This window comes from Paenibacillus salivarius, from assembly GCF_051307165.1.
Classification (GTDB): Bacteria; Bacillota; Bacilli; order Paenibacillales; family Paenibacillaceae; genus Fontibacillus.
Window position 1 is genome coordinate 4,995,788 of record NZ_CP195592.1, and the last position, 17,970, is coordinate 5,013,757.

Below are 17,970 nucleotides of genomic sequence, written 5' to 3' on the forward strand. Positions count from 1 at the left end.
TTATCTTTTACGAGGGTTTTAGAGGCTTCCGCCCACACCGGTCGAATCCGGCCATGTCAGTCATATTAATAATCTGTTTGGAGTTGATCCGGATGAAAAGCAGGTCTCTGATCAAAAAATGGCTGGTTAAGATTTTTGTCTTCGCCGGCCTGTTCCGCATTCTTCTGTACTTGGTTAAAGACATCCTTTTTACGTATGTAACTATCCCCGCGCCTTATGACCTTCCCATACAAATCGCCGTTATGGCACTTGTCCTTCTCTTGTCGCTCATTTTCACCGTAGTCTTGACGAAAAGCGGCCATGAAGAAATGCCGAAGTAGATCTAAGTAGATCTAAGTAGCTTGCCTTCTTCGCCTCCGCCGTCTCCCGTATACCCTGCTGCTCTCTCTACTTCACCTCGCTCGCCTAAGCGTCTTGATTGGAAAAAATCCAATCATTCGCCTCGGATTTGGTTAAATCCCATCGCCTCGTTGGAATTTTTCCAACAAAAAAGGCCGGATGTCCCCATCCGCGCCTAAATTACATATGATTCGTGCGGCCACGGCACCGCGCCGGGTTCCCGTTCGCGGAGCCGCAGGCCCGCGCAGGCGGTCGGCCCGCCGGCGGTGCCGGGCGGGGCCGCTCTTCGCCCGCGCGCGCACGCTAGCGCGCGGCATCGCCCACGCCCGGCGCGTCGCCGCCGGCGGGCGTGCCTGTACCCGCGCCGCGCCGCACGCTGTGCGCGCCACGGCGCGGCCGCAGCAGCTGCAGCAGCGACAGCGGCTGCAGCCGGACCGCCACCGGCGCCTGCTCGTCAGGCGCCAGAATCGCGCCGAGCTGATGGTGCTCGCCGGCGTAGATCGCGCGCTGGAGGAACTTACTCTCGCCCGCGAGATTGCGCACCTCCAGCTTGCAAAAGGCCGATTGGATGCGCAGCGCGGCGTGCAGCTCCTCTTTCGTCGGAACGGGCACCCCATTCACGCGGACGATCGTTTCCCCGGGACGGATGCCCAGCTCCTCCGCCGGACTGCCCGGCAGCACGGCCAGCACTTTCACCCCGTCCACCGGATGGACGAACAACGGGCTCCGCTGCTGTTCCTCGAACCGGCTGTACCAGACAAGGCCTTCGTGCAGCAGGAAGGCGGCCAGCGCCGCCAAAAGCGTCAGCGGCGACCACCAGTGCGCAAGCAGCGCCAGCGCAATAATCAACACGCCGTATCCCAGCAGCCTGGCCGACGTAATCCGAGCCTTCACTTTCGGCAGCAGGCCTGTCGTGGACTCCGAAAAACCGATCACGATCGGAAGCGCCATCAGCGCAAATCCGCCCTGCCAAGCGTCACCGCCAAACAGCGGCGTCCACGGCAGCACTCCGCCCGTCGTTTGGGCGGGAATCAGCAGGAGAAGCGGAACCGGCCACAGGCTTTGCATCTGATATCCGCCGACCAGCTTCCCTCGCTTGCCCTCAAAAAAGAGCGGTCCGGCAAAAGCCGCCCCCTGCCACCGAACGAGCAGCCCTTCGGCCACATGGAGCAGGCCCACGAGACAAAGCAGTGCGGGAATGTTCAGTTCCCTCACCGCACGCACCATCTCAGCCGTCCACCCGGCGCCTTCGAACGAGGGAAACAGGTTCAGCGCGAATTGAACCACGCCAAGCAATCCGGCCGAGTAGGCCAAACACAAATAGCGGACCCGGAAAAGCAGCAGCACAACGGTTACGACCCAGATACAAACAACGCCTTCCACCGTCAGCGTCATGCCGACAAAGGCGGAAACGAGCGAAATGGCCAATCCTGCCGCAAGACCCCCGAGCACCGTCCGCCACGTTTGGGCCAGCCAACTGTGCAGCCTGACATGGAACAGCTTGCGCTCGAGCAGAACCTGACGACGGTACAACAACATAATGAGAATAATCGAAATATAGTAAAACGGCTGCAGAAACAGCTGCCCCACCGCTTCCATCACATTCCATAATCCTTCAAGCAACAGATCCAACAGAGTCCGCCCCCTCTAGCTTATTGTAATTCCTGTAATGAGTCCTTGATTTTACAGAGGCCCTCAAACAACTATCCTTAATAAATTTGCGGGAAAACCTCCCGCTAAATTCCCTAATACACCTCATAATTCAAAACTTACGGGAAAATCTCCGGCTATTTCACTCCACAATCATCCCAAACAGCGAATATCGTTAAAATAAAGGGAGAATTTCCTGCAATCTCTCGCTTATCATGCAAGTTATGCCAATTAGAGGGACAATTTCCCGCTATATCATGCAGCACTCCCCACATCCGCACAAAAAAAGAAAGAAGGCCGAAAATCAGCCTTCTTATTTGTTCGACGCCGGGGCCGCGATTTCCTTCCGGATTTCCTCGATGGCCCGTTTCATTTGGTTGTCATTTTTTGGATCGCGGATTTGCTCGACCAGGCTGGCTTCCAATGCTTCCGCGGTCTTGGCATCCAGCACGCCGTTTGCCGTAAGCTTCTTGTCGGCCTGGAATTTCTTCAGCGCATTCTCCGTAGACTTGCTGAAATACCCGTCCGTACGCCCAGGGTCATATCCCAATCCCTTCAGCATCGTTTGCGCGCTCTTGATATCATCGCCGAGCATATCGTACTTGAACGTTTTTTCCTTATTGATCGGCGCGACCGAGAAATAATCCGGCTGTGCCACCGCGATATCCGGCTCGATCCCTTTTTTATGGATCCATTCGCCGTCCGGCGTCAGCCATTTGGCGATCGTTACCTTCAGCAGGCTTCCGTCTCCGAATTCTCTTTCGAATGCCGTCTGCACCGTGCCCTTGCCGTACGTCGTTTCGCCGATCAGAAGGGCGTCCGCCGACTCCTGAAGCGCGCCGGCCAAAATTTCGGAGGCGCTGGCGCTTCCCTTATTGGTAATGACCGCAACCGGGTAATCCTTGCCCTTGCCTTGCGACAGCTGCTTCTCCCGCTGCTTGTTCTTGTCCTCGACCTGAACGATCGCCTTGCCCTTCGGCACAAACTGCTGGGAGATGTCGACCACTTTATCGAGCACGCCGCCCGGATTGTTCCGCACGTCAATGACCAGGCCCTTCATCCCTTGCTTCTCGAGATTGGCCAACTCCTGCTTAAACCGGTCAGCCGTGTTTTGGGAGAACTCGGTAATTTCAATGACGCCGACTTTCCCCTCCTCCATCCGTGCATAAATGGATTCCAAGGCAATATCGTCGCGGACGATCGTATACTCCAGCGTTGCAGCGGAGCCCGCGCGTTTCACCTTGATCTTGGCTTCGGTTCCTTTCGGCCCGCGGATTTTGGCGACCGCTTCGTTCAGGCTAAGTCCTTCGAACGACTCTCCGTTCACCGACAGCAAAATATCCTTCGGCTTGATCCCTGCCTTTTCCGCAGGCGATCCTTTGATCGGCGAGACGACGGTGACGTTGCCGTTCTCCATCGACACCTCGGCGCCGATCCCTGTAAACGACCCTTCAATTTGCTCCGAAAACTGTTGCGCCGTCTCCGGACCCATATACGAGGAGAACGGATCTCCCAAGGCATTCATCATCCCGTCGATCGCGCCGTCGACCAACTTCTGCTCATCCGCGCCCTCCACGTAATTTTCTTTGACCAGCTTCATCGCGGTTTCGATCTTCTTGATGCCTTCTTTGGAACTCGTTGATGCGGTATCGGCAAAAATCCCGCTCCTCAGCGGGCCCGTACCCGCAAAACTCCATTGGCCCGTCAAGGTCATGGTCAGCAAGCTGCTGACCAGCATGGCCGCTACGACAAGTAAAACCACATTGCTTTTCTTATTCATTCGAATGAATTCACCGCCTATGTTTGTCTTTTAAGTATATGTCCGGCTTGTACGGAATATTTATCTTTTTCAAACTCCGCATGAACGAAAAACGGATGCACCGTCATTTACGGACGGCGATCCGTTTCCATCGGTAACCTTATTTTATTATAAATATGGCATCGGGTCTACCGGACTGCCGTTAATCCGGACTTCAAAGTGGCAGTGCGGTCCGGTCGAGTTGCCCGTGCTTCCGACTTCGGCGATTTTCTCGCCTTTTTTGACCGTTTGCCCTTTTTCCACCTTGATCCCGCCGTTGCGGATATGACCGTACAGCGTCCAAACGTTGTCCCCGTGATCGATAATGACCGTGTTGCCGTAGCCGCTCCACCATTCCGCCACGATCACCACGCCGTCTTGGGCTGCGTGTATGTCCGTTCCTTGCGGAGCCGCGAAGTCGACGCCGGTATGCGTCTTGCGCTTACCCGTGATCGGGTGGATCCGGGAGCCGTAGCCCGAGGAAAGCCGAGCGCCGTCGACCGGAAGTCCCATCGATCCGCCGTTTCCTTTAAAGCCGCCGGAAGAAGATGACTTCCGCTTATACGTGTAAACCTGTGCCGCTTTCAGCTTGTTCTTTTCCTTTTCCAAAGCGGCGCGTTTTGTCGCAAGCTCGACGAGCAGCTGTTCCTGCTCCTCGCTGATATCGTCCGATTCTTCGATCTCGGCGTAATATTTCGAGATAAGCTGCTGCTTCTCTTCTTCTTTCTCTTCCAACACGCTTTTGCGGGATTCCGCATCGGCATAAAGCGTCTTCACCTTCGCATAATCCTGCTCCAGCTGCGCCTGCTGCTCCACGAGGAGCTGCTTGTCCTTTTTATGCTCTTCGAGCAGGACATGGTCCTGGTTCGCGATCGCTTGCAGGGAATCGGCACGCTCCAGGAAATCCGTAAAGCTCGTCGATGACAGGAGTACATCCAGGTAAGATACCGTTCCGTCGGTATACATCAGCCGGACGCGCGTATCCAGCAAACCGGAACGCTCCTCGATGCGGGCTTTCGTCTCATCCAGCTTGACCGCGGTATCCCGCAAGTTTTGCTCGGTGTTCTCGATATCGACCGCGATTCTGGCCAATTCATTGCTGACCGTTTCGATTTGCGCCAGGACTTGATTCAAATACTCTTTATTTTTGTTGACGTAATGCTGGGCCGTCTGTTTTTGATCGGCTGCTTTTTCCTGCTGCTTTTTGGCCTGCTTGGCCTGTTCCTGGAGCTGTTTCAACTCTTTGTCGATCTCGCTGATCGTTTTGGACTTGGCATATCCCTCAGTCGGCTGGAAGATCCCCACGGCTAAGGCAACAACGGCGACAACGGCTATCCATTTCTTCAACTTCGTTTCCCCATCCTTCATTTAAAGATAGATCGAAAGAAAAAGTCTTCCGTCAGCTACACTTTCAAAAACTTGCGTATGGACATGGTGCTGCCCCAGATTCCGATCAGAAGTCCGAGACCGATGAGCAGCCCCGCAAGCTGAAGGCCGATCTCTCCCATAGGGATCAGCTGAAAGGCCAGCGAGATGTCCGATTTTGCAGTAGCGACCAGTTCGTTGTATCCGAACAGTAAAATGCCGACCGTTATCGATGAACCGACCAACCCGATTACGGCGCCTTCAATAAAAAACGGCCACCGGATAAACCGGTTCGTTGCGCCGACCAATTTCATAATGCCGATTTCGCGGCGGCGGGCCAGAATCGTCACGCGGATCGTGTTCGAAATCAAGAACACCGCCATCAAAGCAAGTCCGGCGACAAAAGCAAATCCGATGTTGCGGACGAGCCGGGTGATTTTAAACAATTTCTCGGTCGTGCCTTGGCCGTATTTGACTTTATAGATCGGCTTCTGGTCGGTATATTTCTCGTTGAGCTCGGAAATTTTGCTAGCGACGTAAGGGACGGTCGTCGGCTCGATGACATCGACCTTGAGCGTGTCCGGAATCGGGTTCGTCGTTTCGTCATACCCCTCCAACAGCTCTTTGCCTTCCTCCCCCAGCTTTTCCTTGAAATCTTTCAAGCCTTCGGATTTCGGAATGAGCGTCACCTGGCTGACTTCTTCCATCGCGGCGATATCGGAGTGTAACTTTGTCCGCATCGCCTCATCGACGTTCGACTCAAGGTACACATTGATTTGGACCTGGCTGTCGGCATCGTCGGCAAAGGAATTGACATTCAGCACGAGCAAAATGAAAACCCCTAGAATAAACAGGGACACAATAATCGAAATAATGGATGCCACCGACATCCAGCCATTGCGGAAAACGCTTTTCGCGCCTTCGCGAAAATGTCTGAGAAGGGTGTTAAAAGTCATAACCATATTCCCCTCTCAGTTGGTCTCTCACAATGTTGCCATGCTCGATGGCGATAACGCGTTTGCGCATGGTGTTCACGATTTCTTTGTTGTGGGTAGCCATCACAATCGTCGTGCCGCGGAAATTAATTTCATCCAGCAGCTGCATAATGCCCCAGGACGTTTCCGGATCCAGATTCCCGGTAGGCTCGTCCGCAATGATGACCGACGGATTGTTCACGATCGCCCTGGCGATGGCGACACGCTGTTGTTCCCCCCCTGACAACTGGGAAGGGTCGCGGTTCGCTTTGTTTTTGAGGCCGACCAGTTCCAGCACTTCTAGCGTGCGTTTCTTGATCACCTTCTTGGGAGCCTCGATAACTTCCAGGGCGAAGGCTACATTTTCGTAGGCGGTGAGCTTGGGAAGCAGTCGGAAATCTTGAAAAATGACGCCGATATTCCGGCGCACATACGGAATTTTGCGAGGTTTGAGCTTGCCTATATTAAAACCGTTGACGGAAATTTGCCCCTTGGTAGGCACCTCCTCACGGTAGATCAGCTTCATAAAGGTCGATTTCCCCGCACCGGACGGGCCGACCAGGTATACGAATTCGTTGCGGTCGATTTTGACCGAGACGCCCTTCAAGGCGTGTGTTCCATTCGGGTAAGTCTTCCATATATCCTGCATTTCTATCACTTGATCACGTCCTAAACTTGATTCCTCACGCTGACTTTCAAAGACTTGCAGACTGTAGTAAACTATTCGACATGTTCCCGCCAAATCCTTTAAAACACGAGCAGATTCAGCAGTCCGATACTTATTGTAACAAATATGTTACCATTTGAGTACCGTAAAATCCCGAAAGTTTCCAAAAATTCTACATTTACATGCTTGCATGAGAGATTGGCAGGGCCATCGCCAAAGGAAGATCCCACGGTTTGACTGGCCTTCGTCCTACCAATTCCACCGTTTCTATCGGGCCCGGCAGGCCCACCAAACCTACCAAACCCACCAAGTCGGCCAAACCCATCAAACCCGCCGAATTCACCAAGTACATCAGTCCCACCAATCCCACCAATCCCACCAAACACATCAAACACATCAAACACATTAAACACATCAAACACATCAAACACATCAAACACATCAAACCCGCCGAATCCACCAAGTCCATCAAACTCATCAATCCCCATCAAGCTTGCCAAACCCATAAAAACCACCAAACCTCCCAAACCCAACAAACCCATCAAACCCGCCGAATTCACCAAGTCCGTCAAACTCATCAAACCTATCAAAACCCGTCAAACCCATCAAACCTATCAAAATCCGTCAAACCCAACAAACCCAACAAACCCGCCGAATTACCAAGTCCGTCAAACTCATCAATCCACATCAAGCTTGCCAAACCCATCAAAACCCGCCAAACACACCAAGCCCGCCAAGTCCATCAACCCCACCAAAAATAGCGACCAATTTAGTCCTTATTTCGATAAAATAAGGTGGGGTAAACAAAATAGAGACAAAAATGTCCCTTATTCTATCAAAATGGGGCGATACAGCAACAAAAATAGCTCTTCCCATTGAAATAAGGACCATAATGTCCTCTATTTTTTATGAAATGCTAGAAGATCCTAAAATAAGGCCTAAAAATGGTCTTATTCTGCCTACCCCTGCCTACCCCAAGCTACAAATCAAAATCCTTACCGTCCAGGTTCAACCGGTAGGCACGAATTCGCTTCTCACCGCTTTCCGGCAGCAGCCAACCTTTATCCGTCAAGCCGCGGAGCCACCTTCTTGCGGTTTTGGCCTCCACCTTCATCTCTTCACAAATGATTTTGGGCGTGACCGGACGACCTGATTTCATGATGATGCGGATGATCTCTTTTTCAGTCCAGGTTGCTTCCGACACTCGGCGCTCCTCCCCCAACCACCTGCCCATAAACTGATGCATTTTCTGCTGACAAAAACGCGGGGAGTCCTTAATGTCGTCATAGGTAAACCGCAGCACCTTCCATCCGTCGATGACCAGATCGTTCTGGCGCCGGTTATGATCGGTGAATTGGGAGCGGCTGATATTCCGCCAATGCGTCCCAAACCCGTCGATTTCAATAGCTAAACGAACATGCTTGCGAATATAGGCGAAGTCCAGGTACCTGTATCCGTCTTTGTAGTCACTCAACTCATATTCTGGATGAAGGTAATGAAAATTTCCGAACGCCGGCCACCATACCGCCTCCAGAAACAATTTTTCAGCATGCCCAAGTCCCGCTTCTTCAAGCCTCCTCCTGCTCTCCCCCTTTCTTGCAGCCATATGATCATTCAAAAAGAATGAATAAGCATCTTCGAATCTCAAATCACTCGGCACCTCCATAAAAAAATAAAAACGCCCCTGCCGACGAATCCGAAGATCCGGGCAAGAGGCGTGTACTTCACGTCTATAATATTGAGTTACCACAACAATTCTACCATATTACACCTATTTACGGAAACAAACCCCTCTGCAGATTGATAAACCCGACTTCCTATGATAAGGTAGAGCCGTCCTGAGTCAATACAGAACAACTTGGGCAACTTTTCCGGAAAGAAGAGGACACATTAGTTATGAAGGAAAAAGAAATCAAACATAAATCTGCCGTTGCGGTGGAGGATCATTTGGCGGTGGATGGTCAATTGGCGGTGGAGGATCATTTGGCGGTGGATGGTCAATTGGCGGTAGAGGATCACTTGACCGGGGATCGTTCGGCGGTGGAGAATCGTCCAGCGACTGAGGACTGTGCGCCGGAAGAACATTCGTCTGGCGATCTTTCGACTGGTGAACATTCGTCTGGCGATCATTCGTCTGGCGATCATTCGTCTGGCGATCATTCGTCTGGTGATCATTCGTCTGGTGATCATTCGTCTGGCGATCATTCGTCTGGTGATCATTCGCCCGGGGAACTTGCCTCACCTGCCATTCAACCGGCCCTTGGCGGATCAGCCCATGATATAGCGCAAGCTGAGCGGATTGCCGGCTTTCCGGCATCGGACCGTAAACCGGTCGGTAGGCCTAGCAAAAACGAAGCAGCCTCCCTCGCTCCCGATTCAAGCGGCAAGGCTATGATCTTGTTGATGATTGCGGTGCTGCTGACCGCTTCGACTTTACGTTCGCCGATCACCGGCGTCGGACCGCTGACCGGCGCGATTCAGGCCTCGACCGGACTGTCCCATACCATGGCGGGGATGCTGACTACGCTGCCCCTGATCGCTTTCGCGATCTTTGCTTTGACCGCTCCCAAGCTGGCGGGCAAATTCGGGTCGGACCGGACGTTATTTTACTGCATGGTCCTTATGACGGTCGGGATCGTCATCCGTTCCATGCCGGGCATCCCCGCACTGTTTGGGGGCATGGCGCTGATCGGCGTCGCCATCGCGATCGCCAACGTGCTTGTCCCGAGCCTGATTAAGCGGGACTTTTCGCTGAAACTTGGATTGATGACTTCATTATATGCATCCATGATGAATTTGTTTTCGGCGGTCGCCTCGGGCATCAGCCTGCCCCTTTCCCGCACCGGCCTCGGTTGGCGTGGGGCGCTCGGATGCTGGGTCATCTTGTCCGCCTGCGCCGCGGTCAATTGGTTCGCGGTGACCCGAGCCGGAAAACGCCGTGCCGGAACGGACCGTCCATCCGTTTCCGCGGCGGCCAAGCCAAAGGCGAAGAAGGTCGCCATCTGGCGCTCGCCGATCGCCTGGGCCGTAACCTTGTTCATGGCCTCCCAATCGATCATGTTCTATGTCGGCGTCGCCTGGCTTCCGGAAATCCTTAACGGAAAGGGGCTGAGTATGGATCAGGCCGGATGGATGTTATCCTTGATGCAGCTGGCCAGCATGACCGGATCCTTCCTCATGCCGCTGATCGCCTCCCGCAACGAATCGCAAAAATGGCTGGCTGCCGCCGCCTCGGCTCTGTTCCTGTTCGGGTTCGGAGGGATCTGGATCGGTCCCGCTTCGCTGGCTCTTCCGTCCATCCTGCTCATTGGGCTTGGTTGCGGTACGACCTTCAGCTTGGTCGTCCTTTTCTTCTCCTTGCGCACCCGGACGGCCGAACGTTCGGCGGAATTGTCGGGAATGGCACAATCCCTCGGCTACTTGCTCGCCGCTGCGGGACCGACAATGTTCGGCTTCATCCACGATCAAACCGGCGGTTGGTCCGTACCGCTTGCGGTCATCACCGCCTTATCCCTATTGACGATCGTCCTCGGCTACACGGCCGGACGCAAAGGGTACATTGGACCTGAACAACAGTAATTATATTGCCTACCGCATGCAAAAAGGCCTGCTTCGCTAAAAGATAGCCCCCGGCACTCATGCCGGGAGATACTATCGTTTACGCCAAGCAGGCCTTTTATTTTTTACCGCTACCTTACCGTCCGCTTCACGCTCTCCGTCACTTCCGAACGGTCATCTTGTTGATAATCCTTACTGTACTCCACCAACCGGATGCGGCAACCCGGCCCGATAAAGACCTCCCCGCCGCGAACGACATCCGCCGTCACGTTGTTCAGCCGGATCACATCGCCCTCGATGACCCCCGCCTCCAGCTCCGGAGTGCCGCTGCGCATCAACCATGGCACCCATTTGCCGGGTTTATGCGGTTCGATCTCGATATGCGATCCGGCGATTTCCCCGACGTTGCTCTTGCCGAGCATTCGCAGTTCCACCCGTTCCGCATTGAGCATCCCTTCCGTCTGTACGGCACCTTTTACTAAAAATCGTTCCGCCTGAATGCCGCCGTCGACCTTACATTCCCCGTAAATATGAATCTCTTCGCCGGCGACACTCTCCTTCACTTGAAGCTCTCCCGTCAAATTCATCTGCTTAACATTTAACCCGCCGGCAACCTTCATATTACCGGTCGTTTTCAAATCGTCGGCCCTGAGGCTTCCGTCCACCGTCACATTTCCGGTGCATTTGAAGGAACTGCAATCGACGCTTCCGTTGAATTCCGTATCTCCCGTCAATCTTACCTTCCCGAACGCCCCGCCGTTGGTCAAGCCGTCGCCGATCAGCCTCAAATCATGCCTTTCCGGCTCAGGATGATTGTGGTTCATTTTTTCGCCTCCCTAAAAATACCCCGTCTGTCTAAACTTGCGCCCAGCTGCCAACCGACGCATTGGGATCCACTTCATAGTGCTGCTTATATTCCACGCGCCCGATCTCGCATCCCGGGCCGATCCGGACCGAGTTCCCCCGCACGACACCGGCCTTGGTTTCCTCCAGCACGATATCGTCTCCCTCGATCACGTCCGCCGTCAAGCGAACAGCCAAAGAGGGCGAGAACAGAGCCAGCAGGTTGCGGGTACTCGGTATTCGGCGAACCCGAATCACTTCTCCACCGATTTCTTTAACCCGGCACGCCCCGGCCATGGCAATTTCCACCGTTCCCGCATTCAGCATGCCGCCAACCTGGAATCCGCCATGGACTTTAAAAGTCTCGAATTCCGCATTGCCTTCCAGCTTGATGCCTCCGTCCAGATCCATGCTCTCTCCGGATGCATTGCCGCCCAGCGTCAGCATTCCGTTTATATCGACCTGCTCGGCCCGCAAATTCCCTTCAATTTTCACCATACCGTCTACGCGAAGCTTTTCTCCGTCTAGGGACCCTTCTACCGCCCCTTTACCGTTCATTCGGAATTGTCCGCCTCGAATCGATCCTTTCATTTTCAACGTTCCGTTGGAGGTCAACGTATTGCAAACAATATCCCCGTTAAGCGTAGCGATCCCGTCCGTGCCGATTTTTCCGTAGGTACCGCCCGCAGCCTTCCCCATTCCGTTTATTCTTAAATCCCTGACCTGTTGTTCTGCCACTCAAGCCTCACTCCCGCCTATGAGTAATTTCATTTCTTCGGTGCACTGCGCCATGCTTAATTTCGCCACGGTCCGCACCTCGCTATCCAGAAAAACATCCCCGTCCCCGGGTACCAGGATGAACGCGGCGACGCCCATTTTTCTCGTCAATCTTACGCCGCATTCCCGCCCGGTATGCTCCGGAAAGTAATCCTCCAGCGTCCGGGTCAGCAGCCGGCCCTCCTCCAGCGAAATATCTCCGCTGCGCAGCAGTTTGTCGAGGACATAGATGATCAATATTTTTTCAAAACCGAAAACCGGCTTTTCCGGCAAACCAACCGTTTCAATATATAAATTCAACGAGATACTCGAAACAATATTCCGTTCCAGAATTTCGCCCGCGCTCAAGCTGATCTCACCCGGACTTGGGGAAAAGACATCGGCCAGCGCGTCCAGCGACAAATCGTCCTTCATATTGAGAATGCGGTCAATGCGCTGCAATATTTTCTCTCTCGGAAAAAAAGTTTCTTGTCCCGTAAAGGAAGACTTGCGGATAAACCAGGGTTCAGGAATCAAATTTTTTCTCTTCCAGCGGTACAACTGTCCATAGGAGATGCCCGTCATATCAAGCAGTTCTTTCTTTGAGATTAATTCCTCGTTCATTCACCTGCTCCTTTCTTGCATCGTTAATGTAACATAACATTGTTACGCTGTAAAGTCGACTCCATCATGAATGGAAAGATGCAGGCCAAAAACCGAATTATCGGACGGGAGTAAGAGCCCAACCACAAAAAAATATGCCGGCCGCGTACCCAAAGAAAGAATACGCAACCGGCATAGCCGTAAGTTATTCGGTTTTCTTATTCCGCATTACACTTTGAAATGTTCGATCTTTCCGTGCATATCCGTTGCCATGCGCGCCAATCCGTCCGAAGCTGAGGAGATTTCCTCCATGGATGCCAGTTGCTCCTGCGTCGCCGCGGTTACGCTTTGGAAGGAGTCGAGGCTCTGCGCGGAGGTTTCCGCGATTTGCGCTACCGATTCGGCGATTTCATCCGCGCTGGCCGACATTTGTTCCGTAATCGCCGACACCTCATGAATTTGTTCGGCAATTTGTTTTGTGGACGCTTCGATTTGCTTGAAGGCGTTCTGCGCTTCCTCCGTAACGGAAATGCCGCGCTCCACGCTCGCGGTGACGTCCCGGCTCATCACCGAGTAAGCTTTTTCCGTCAATTCGGCCATCTGCGCGATGCTCAGTTGAATATTTTCCGCCGTGACTCTCGACTGCTCGGCCAGTTTCCGGACCTCTCCGGCAACGACCGAGAAGCCCCGGCCTTCTTCGCCCGCTCTTGCCGCCTCGATTGCCGCATTGAGAGCCAGCAGGTTGGTCTGTACCGCGATATCCGTGATCGCGCTGCTCATTCCCGAAACCTGGGCGCTAAGATCATTCATTTGCTGCATCAGCCCCGCCGATTCCCGGGTAGAACGATGAATCTCCTCCATTTGCCGGCTTACAAGGCCCACCTTCTCGCTGCCGAATCTGACATCGCCGTCGGTTTGAACGGAAGACTCTACGATCGTTCCGGCGGCTTCGGCGATTTTGCGGATGCCTTGGGACATCTCTTCCATCGTCTTCGCGCTTTCCACGGATACGGCCGCCTGATTTTCCGCCCCGTTCTGGGCATCCTGCACCAATTCGACCACGTGCTCCACCGTCTTGGCGTTCTGTTCCGTTCCGGCTGTCAGCTCTTCGCTGGAAGCAGCCAACTGCCCGGAAATTTCCGAAATGCTTAGGACCATTTCCCGGATCGAGCCGACCATTTTATTGTAGCTATCCGTCAACTGCCCGATTTCATCGCTTCGCTTCGAGTCGATCTTTTCATTCAGGTAGCCTTCTCCCACCCGTTTTGCCGATTGGTTCAATTGTTCGATCGGACGGGTAATGCTGCGAATGACGAGGAACAGCAATACGCCAGCCACCACGATGGAAACGGCCAAGACGATCAATGCCGTCCAAAAGATAGGCATCGACGCTTCCGTAAATTCACTGTCAAGAATTACGCCAACGACCTTCAGGCCCGTTAATTCATTCGTCGTAAAATAAATGGTTTGAAGCTCCCCGGTCGTTGGATTCACATACTCCATCGAATCCGATTTCCGGTTCTGGATGTTCACCAGATGCTCCCCAACGGCCTCTTCGCCTACCGCCTGCGTCGGATGGGAGACAAATTTATTGGTTCTGTCGAGCAAATAAACGTATCCTTTTTCCCCAATATTAACCTGCTTGACCATTTCGTTGATACGACGCAAATCCAGCGATACCGAAATGGCACCCTTTCCGTCCGCAAGCGCCCGGCTGATATACAGATTAAAGTTGCCCGTCGTCGCGGATTTGAACGGATCCAGGATTACGGTTTGATCCGGACTGGCCAAAGATGCTTTATACCAGTCCCGTTCCCGCGGATCATAATCCTGATTGCCGGGATCGGGAGCCTTCATCCATGCTCCGTTTTCGTTACCCGCCACCATAATTTCCAGTTCGGGATGCTTCTCGACAAACAGATCCATAAGCTTGCGCGTCTCCGGAGACTTGGCGTCGATCTGCTTGGAGTCGATCTCCATAACCAACTGCTCCACGTTTCTGACCTCGGCCTCGACAATGTGGTCGAGTGTCTGGTTCAGCAATTCGACGCTTTCCCGGCTGCTTTGCAGCATTCTATCATGCAGCTGGCCGGACGCGCTCGTCAGGCTGGAATAGGCGATGCCCAGATTTGGAATGGCCAGCAATATAGTAAAAACCAACAGCAATCGGTTTCGCAACGTCCGAATCTCAAACACTTTTTGGATACGCCTCATTACTTCTTTCATGAACTCACTCTCCTTAACAATGATCTTAGAAAATTTATGTCGTTCTGGATGTACTTGTTGATTGTATGTAACTCCTCTCAACAATTTCTCGACAAAATCTGACGGTTTTTTTATACTTTTTCGAAAGTTTTACAAAATTAATTTTAAATTTTCAGAAAATATCAAAAATTACTCCTGTTTTCATCCTAAACTGGATATTCCTATTCCGCTCCACTAACGGCGGTTCAACGTATTATTTCAAATTTTTATTCAAATCGTAGAATCCATACTATATTTCGTTGTTTAACTCGATGTTCATATCATATGGATAAGATTTACAATAAGGTCGTTAGAAAGCGCTTACATATTAAGGAGGTTTATAATGAGCGTTATTAAAAGAAAGGTCCGATTGTTCGCTACTCTTGTTGCTTTGACAGTACTGACATTCTCCTTATGGCTGCCTCCAGACGACGAAGCTTCCGCAGCGCCCGCCTTCGCCAAAGGAGCGGACATCAGCTGGGTCCCCGGCATGGAACTTCAGGGATACACGTGGAAAGACAAAAACGGCGTGCAACGCGACATCCTCTCCATTCTCAAAAACGACTACCAGATCAACTCCGTACGGATCCGCGTTTGGGTCAATCCGAACATGAACGACTACGCGAACGGCTACATGAACGCCGAAAATGCGGCCAAACTGGCCCAACGCGCCAAAAACCTCGGCCTCAGCGTCATGCTGACCTTGCACTACAGCGATTCATGGGCGGACCCCGGGCAGCAGACGAAGCCTTACGCCTGGAGAAATTTCACCTTTCAACAGCTTATGGATGCCGTATGGGCCCACACCGTCTATGTCATGAACACGATGAAGAGCTACGGCGTTACGCCCGATTGGGTGCAGATCGGCAACGAAACCAATAACGGCATGCTCTGGGATGACGGCAAAGCTTCCGTCAACATGAAGAATTACGCCTGGCTCGTCAATACAGGACATAACGCCGTCAAATCGGTAAGCAGCGGAACGCAAACGATCGTCCATATCGCCAACTCGGCCGACTACGCCGTACTCGACTGGAACATCGGCGGATTGGTGAGCAACGGAGCCAACTTCGATATCATCGGGATGTCGCTGTATCCTTCCGCTTCGGATTGGTCGACGCAAGTCCCGCAGACGATTACGAATTCCAACAAGCTTATTTCCAAATACGGCAAAAAGATCATCATGTCCGAAATCGGGTTGGACTATAATCAGCCGTCGGCGGCAAAAAGTTTTATCGGCGATATCAAGACCAAAATCCGCAATCTCTCCGGGGGCAACGGTCTCGGCGTATTCTACTGGGAACCGCAGGCGACCCCGGGTTACAACGGAGGCTACAACAAGGGAGCTTGGCAGTCGAACGGATTGCCGACGATCGCATTGGAAGGTTTTCTGAATTGACCGGCTTCAATACACTTTTTTATAAATTCAAGGGGGCTTTAAGGAATATGCTGAGAAAAAGAGGGATGTTATTATTTACGGCCTTGCTCGCGATCGTTATGGTGCTTGGCGCATGCGGCGGCAACAACGCGAAAACAACCAATTCGGGTGCGGGCCCTGCCGGGGACACAAAAGCGGCAAACGGTCAAACGGATGGAGCAACGGCAACGGCCGGCGGCATCGACATCTCGGAAGAAGTTCGTCTGAAAATGGTCTTCGTCGGGCCAAAACCGACCGATTACAACCTGGTTTTCGATGAACTCAACAAAAAGCTGAAGGAAAAAATCAACGCCACCATTGAGGGAGAATTTCTGGACTGGTCGGATTGGGTGCAGAAATATCCGCTTTTATTCGCAGCCGACGAGGACTTCGACTTGATCTATTCGGCGAACTGGGCCATGTATAACGATCAAGCTCTAAGAGGCGGATTTCTGGAAATTACCGAGGACATGATCCAAAAGTATATGCCGAATACCTGGGAAGCGATGCCGCAAGTCAGCTGGGATCAAGCCAAGGTCAACGGCAAGCTTTTCATGATACCGCAAAACCGCGGGGAATCCGTCGAGAAGCTGATCATGTACCGCGAAGACTTACGCAAAAAATACAATCTTCCCGAAATCAACAGCCCGGAAACTTACGCGAACTATTTGAAGACGATTGCCCAAAATGAAAAGGGAATCACCCCGTTCACTCCGGAGACCGGCGACTGGAGATACCATAACCTGGACCGCGTCCTATTGAAACAAGAGAACGAATGGAATATGTTCGACCTGGATATGCCGTTCGCCTTCAAGCTGTCAGACCCGAAAGGACAAGTGTTTAACGTCTACGAAACGCAAGAATTCAAAGATCTGCTCGTGTATTACAAGGATCTTGCGGACCATAACGCCTGGTCGAAGAACGCGCTGAACAACAAGCTCGACCATCAGCAAGAATTCAAACAAGGCAAGACCGCATCGATCACGCACAACAACGGAACCCTCGGATCGCTGATGGCTCAAATGCGCCAAGAGAACTCCCCATATGAAATCGCGCTGGCCGACATCAATCCGGACAAAGCGAAGTCCGTGGCGATTTCCACGCAAAACGGCACATCGATCCACGCTACTTCCAAAAATGCGGAGCGTGCCCTGATGTTCATCGATTTGATGCAAAACGACAAAGAGTTTCACGACCTGATCATGTATGGCATCGAAGGCGTTCACTACGTACCTGTCGGCGACGACAAATACGAGACAACCGACAAGAATCCGAATTATACCGGCTTCTCCAACTGGAACTTCAACTCGCCGCTCAATCGCGATAATGCGGAGTTCCCTCAGGAGGCCTCCGATCTGGCAAAAGGCTGGGAGAGCAAAGTTTACCACTATCCGCTCGAAACGTTCGTCTTCGACAACAGTAAAGTGAAGGTCGAGCTAGCCAACGTCTCCAACGTCATGCTGCGCTATGCGGTTCCGCTGGAATACGGTGCGGTCAAAGACATCGACAAGGGCTTGGAGGAACTGAAGAAGCAATTGAAAGCCGCCGGCGTGGATACCATCCAAAAAGAGCTGCAATCCCAGATCGACGCTTTCCTGGCGAAACAATAAACGGCATTTTAAAAGGGGGCCTATTATAGGAAATGTATTGACGGTACGAATTGGGGACTTAATCACACAGGAGGCCAATATCGTTTTGTGTACGATATTTCATACACATTTTCCGGATTTTCCTCCAAACGCCGATTTGTGGTCGA

The 17,970-nt window shown here is 52.6% G+C and carries 15 protein-coding genes; 4 read left to right on the forward strand and 11 right to left on the reverse strand.

The annotated features are described in order from the left end of the window. Window positions 1-92 precede the first annotated feature (92 nt). Window positions 93-320: a hypothetical protein gene (locus ACSFXJ_RS23260; RefSeq protein ID WP_435922682.1), complete on the forward strand. Its 228-nt coding sequence runs from the start codon at window positions 93-95 to the stop codon at window positions 318-320. 322 nt (window positions 321-642) lie between these two features. On the opposite strand, the gene ACSFXJ_RS23265 is transcribed toward ACSFXJ_RS23260, so the two are convergent. The 7 genes from ACSFXJ_RS23265 to ACSFXJ_RS23295 form a co-directional block, all read right to left on the reverse strand. Further along, entirely contained in the window at window positions 643-1,971 is a 1,329-nt protein-coding gene (locus ACSFXJ_RS23265) for a PDZ domain-containing protein (protein ID WP_435922683.1), read from the reverse strand. Between the two features lie 331 nt (window positions 1,972-2,302). Further along, the gene (locus tag ACSFXJ_RS23270; protein WP_435922684.1) at window positions 2,303-3,769 is read right to left on the reverse strand and encodes a S41 family peptidase; all 1,467 of its coding nucleotides are present in this window, start codon (window positions 3,767-3,769) and stop codon (window positions 2,303-2,305) included. 147 nt (window positions 3,770-3,916) lie between these two features. Continuing rightward, window positions 3,917-5,134 (reverse strand): murein hydrolase activator EnvC family protein, encoded by a 1,218-nt coding sequence (locus ACSFXJ_RS23275; protein WP_435922685.1) that lies wholly within the window; start codon window positions 5,132-5,134, stop codon window positions 3,917-3,919. Between the two features lie 56 nt (window positions 5,135-5,190). After that, window positions 5,191-6,108, reverse strand: a complete 918-nt coding sequence (gene ftsX / locus ACSFXJ_RS23280) for a permease-like cell division protein FtsX (RefSeq protein ID WP_435922686.1) — start codon at window positions 6,106-6,108, stop codon at window positions 5,191-5,193. After that, window positions 6,098-6,784 (reverse strand): cell division ATP-binding protein FtsE, encoded by a 687-nt coding sequence (ftsE, locus tag ACSFXJ_RS23285; protein WP_435922687.1) that lies wholly within the window; start codon window positions 6,782-6,784, stop codon window positions 6,098-6,100. Before ftsE ends, ftsX begins: the two co-directional genes overlap by 11 nt. 89 nt (window positions 6,785-6,873) lie before the next feature. Next, window positions 6,874-7,299: a hypothetical protein gene (locus ACSFXJ_RS23290; RefSeq protein ID WP_435922688.1), complete on the reverse strand. Its 426-nt coding sequence runs from the start codon at window positions 7,297-7,299 to the stop codon at window positions 6,874-6,876. Window positions 7,300-7,772: 473 nt separating this feature from the next. Continuing rightward, window positions 7,773-8,441 carry a DNA-binding response regulator gene (locus ACSFXJ_RS23295; RefSeq protein ID WP_435922689.1) on the reverse strand — a complete coding sequence of 223 codons (669 nt, stop codon included), beginning with the start codon at window positions 8,439-8,441 and terminating at the stop codon, window positions 7,773-7,775. 248 nt (window positions 8,442-8,689) lie between these two features. On the opposite strand from ACSFXJ_RS23295, the gene ACSFXJ_RS23300 reads away from it, so the two are divergent. Continuing rightward, window positions 8,690-10,372, forward strand: coding sequence for a CynX/NimT family MFS transporter (locus tag ACSFXJ_RS23300; RefSeq protein ID WP_435922690.1), 1,683 nt, complete (start codon window positions 8,690-8,692; stop codon window positions 10,370-10,372). A 110-nt stretch (window positions 10,373-10,482) separates the two neighbouring features. Here ACSFXJ_RS23300 and ACSFXJ_RS23305 read toward each other — a convergent pair whose 3' ends face one another. The 4 genes from ACSFXJ_RS23305 to ACSFXJ_RS23320 all read right to left on the reverse strand — a co-directional run bounded on the left by ACSFXJ_RS23305 (window position 10,483) and on the right by ACSFXJ_RS23320 (window position 14,779). Beyond that, window positions 10,483-11,175: a hypothetical protein gene (locus ACSFXJ_RS23305; RefSeq protein WP_435922691.1), complete on the reverse strand. Its 693-nt coding sequence runs from the start codon at window positions 11,173-11,175 to the stop codon at window positions 10,483-10,485. Window positions 11,176-11,206: 31 nt separating this feature from the next. Then, window positions 11,207-11,932, reverse strand: a complete 726-nt coding sequence (locus tag ACSFXJ_RS23310; protein WP_435922692.1) for a cytoplasmic protein — start codon at window positions 11,930-11,932, stop codon at window positions 11,207-11,209. Beyond that, entirely contained in the window at window positions 11,933-12,574 is a 642-nt protein-coding gene (locus tag ACSFXJ_RS23315) for a YhbD family protein (protein WP_435922693.1), read from the reverse strand. Window positions 12,575-12,781: 207 nt separating this feature from the next. Further along, on the reverse strand, window positions 12,782-14,779 hold the full coding sequence (locus ACSFXJ_RS23320; protein ID WP_435922694.1) for a methyl-accepting chemotaxis protein: 1,998 nt from the start codon (window positions 14,777-14,779) through the stop codon (window positions 12,782-12,784). Window positions 14,780-15,140: 361 nt separating this feature from the next. Here ACSFXJ_RS23320 and ACSFXJ_RS23325 point away from each other — a divergent pair, with 361 nt between their 5' ends. Next, the gene (locus tag ACSFXJ_RS23325) at window positions 15,141-16,196 is read left to right on the forward strand and encodes a glycoside hydrolase family 53 protein (RefSeq protein ID WP_435922695.1); all 1,056 of its coding nucleotides are present in this window, start codon (window positions 15,141-15,143) and stop codon (window positions 16,194-16,196) included. Between the two features lie 47 nt (window positions 16,197-16,243). Continuing rightward, window positions 16,244-17,824, forward strand: a complete 1,581-nt coding sequence (locus ACSFXJ_RS23330; RefSeq protein ID WP_435922696.1) for an ABC transporter substrate-binding protein — start codon at window positions 16,244-16,246, stop codon at window positions 17,822-17,824. Window positions 17,825-17,970 lie beyond the last annotated feature (146 nt).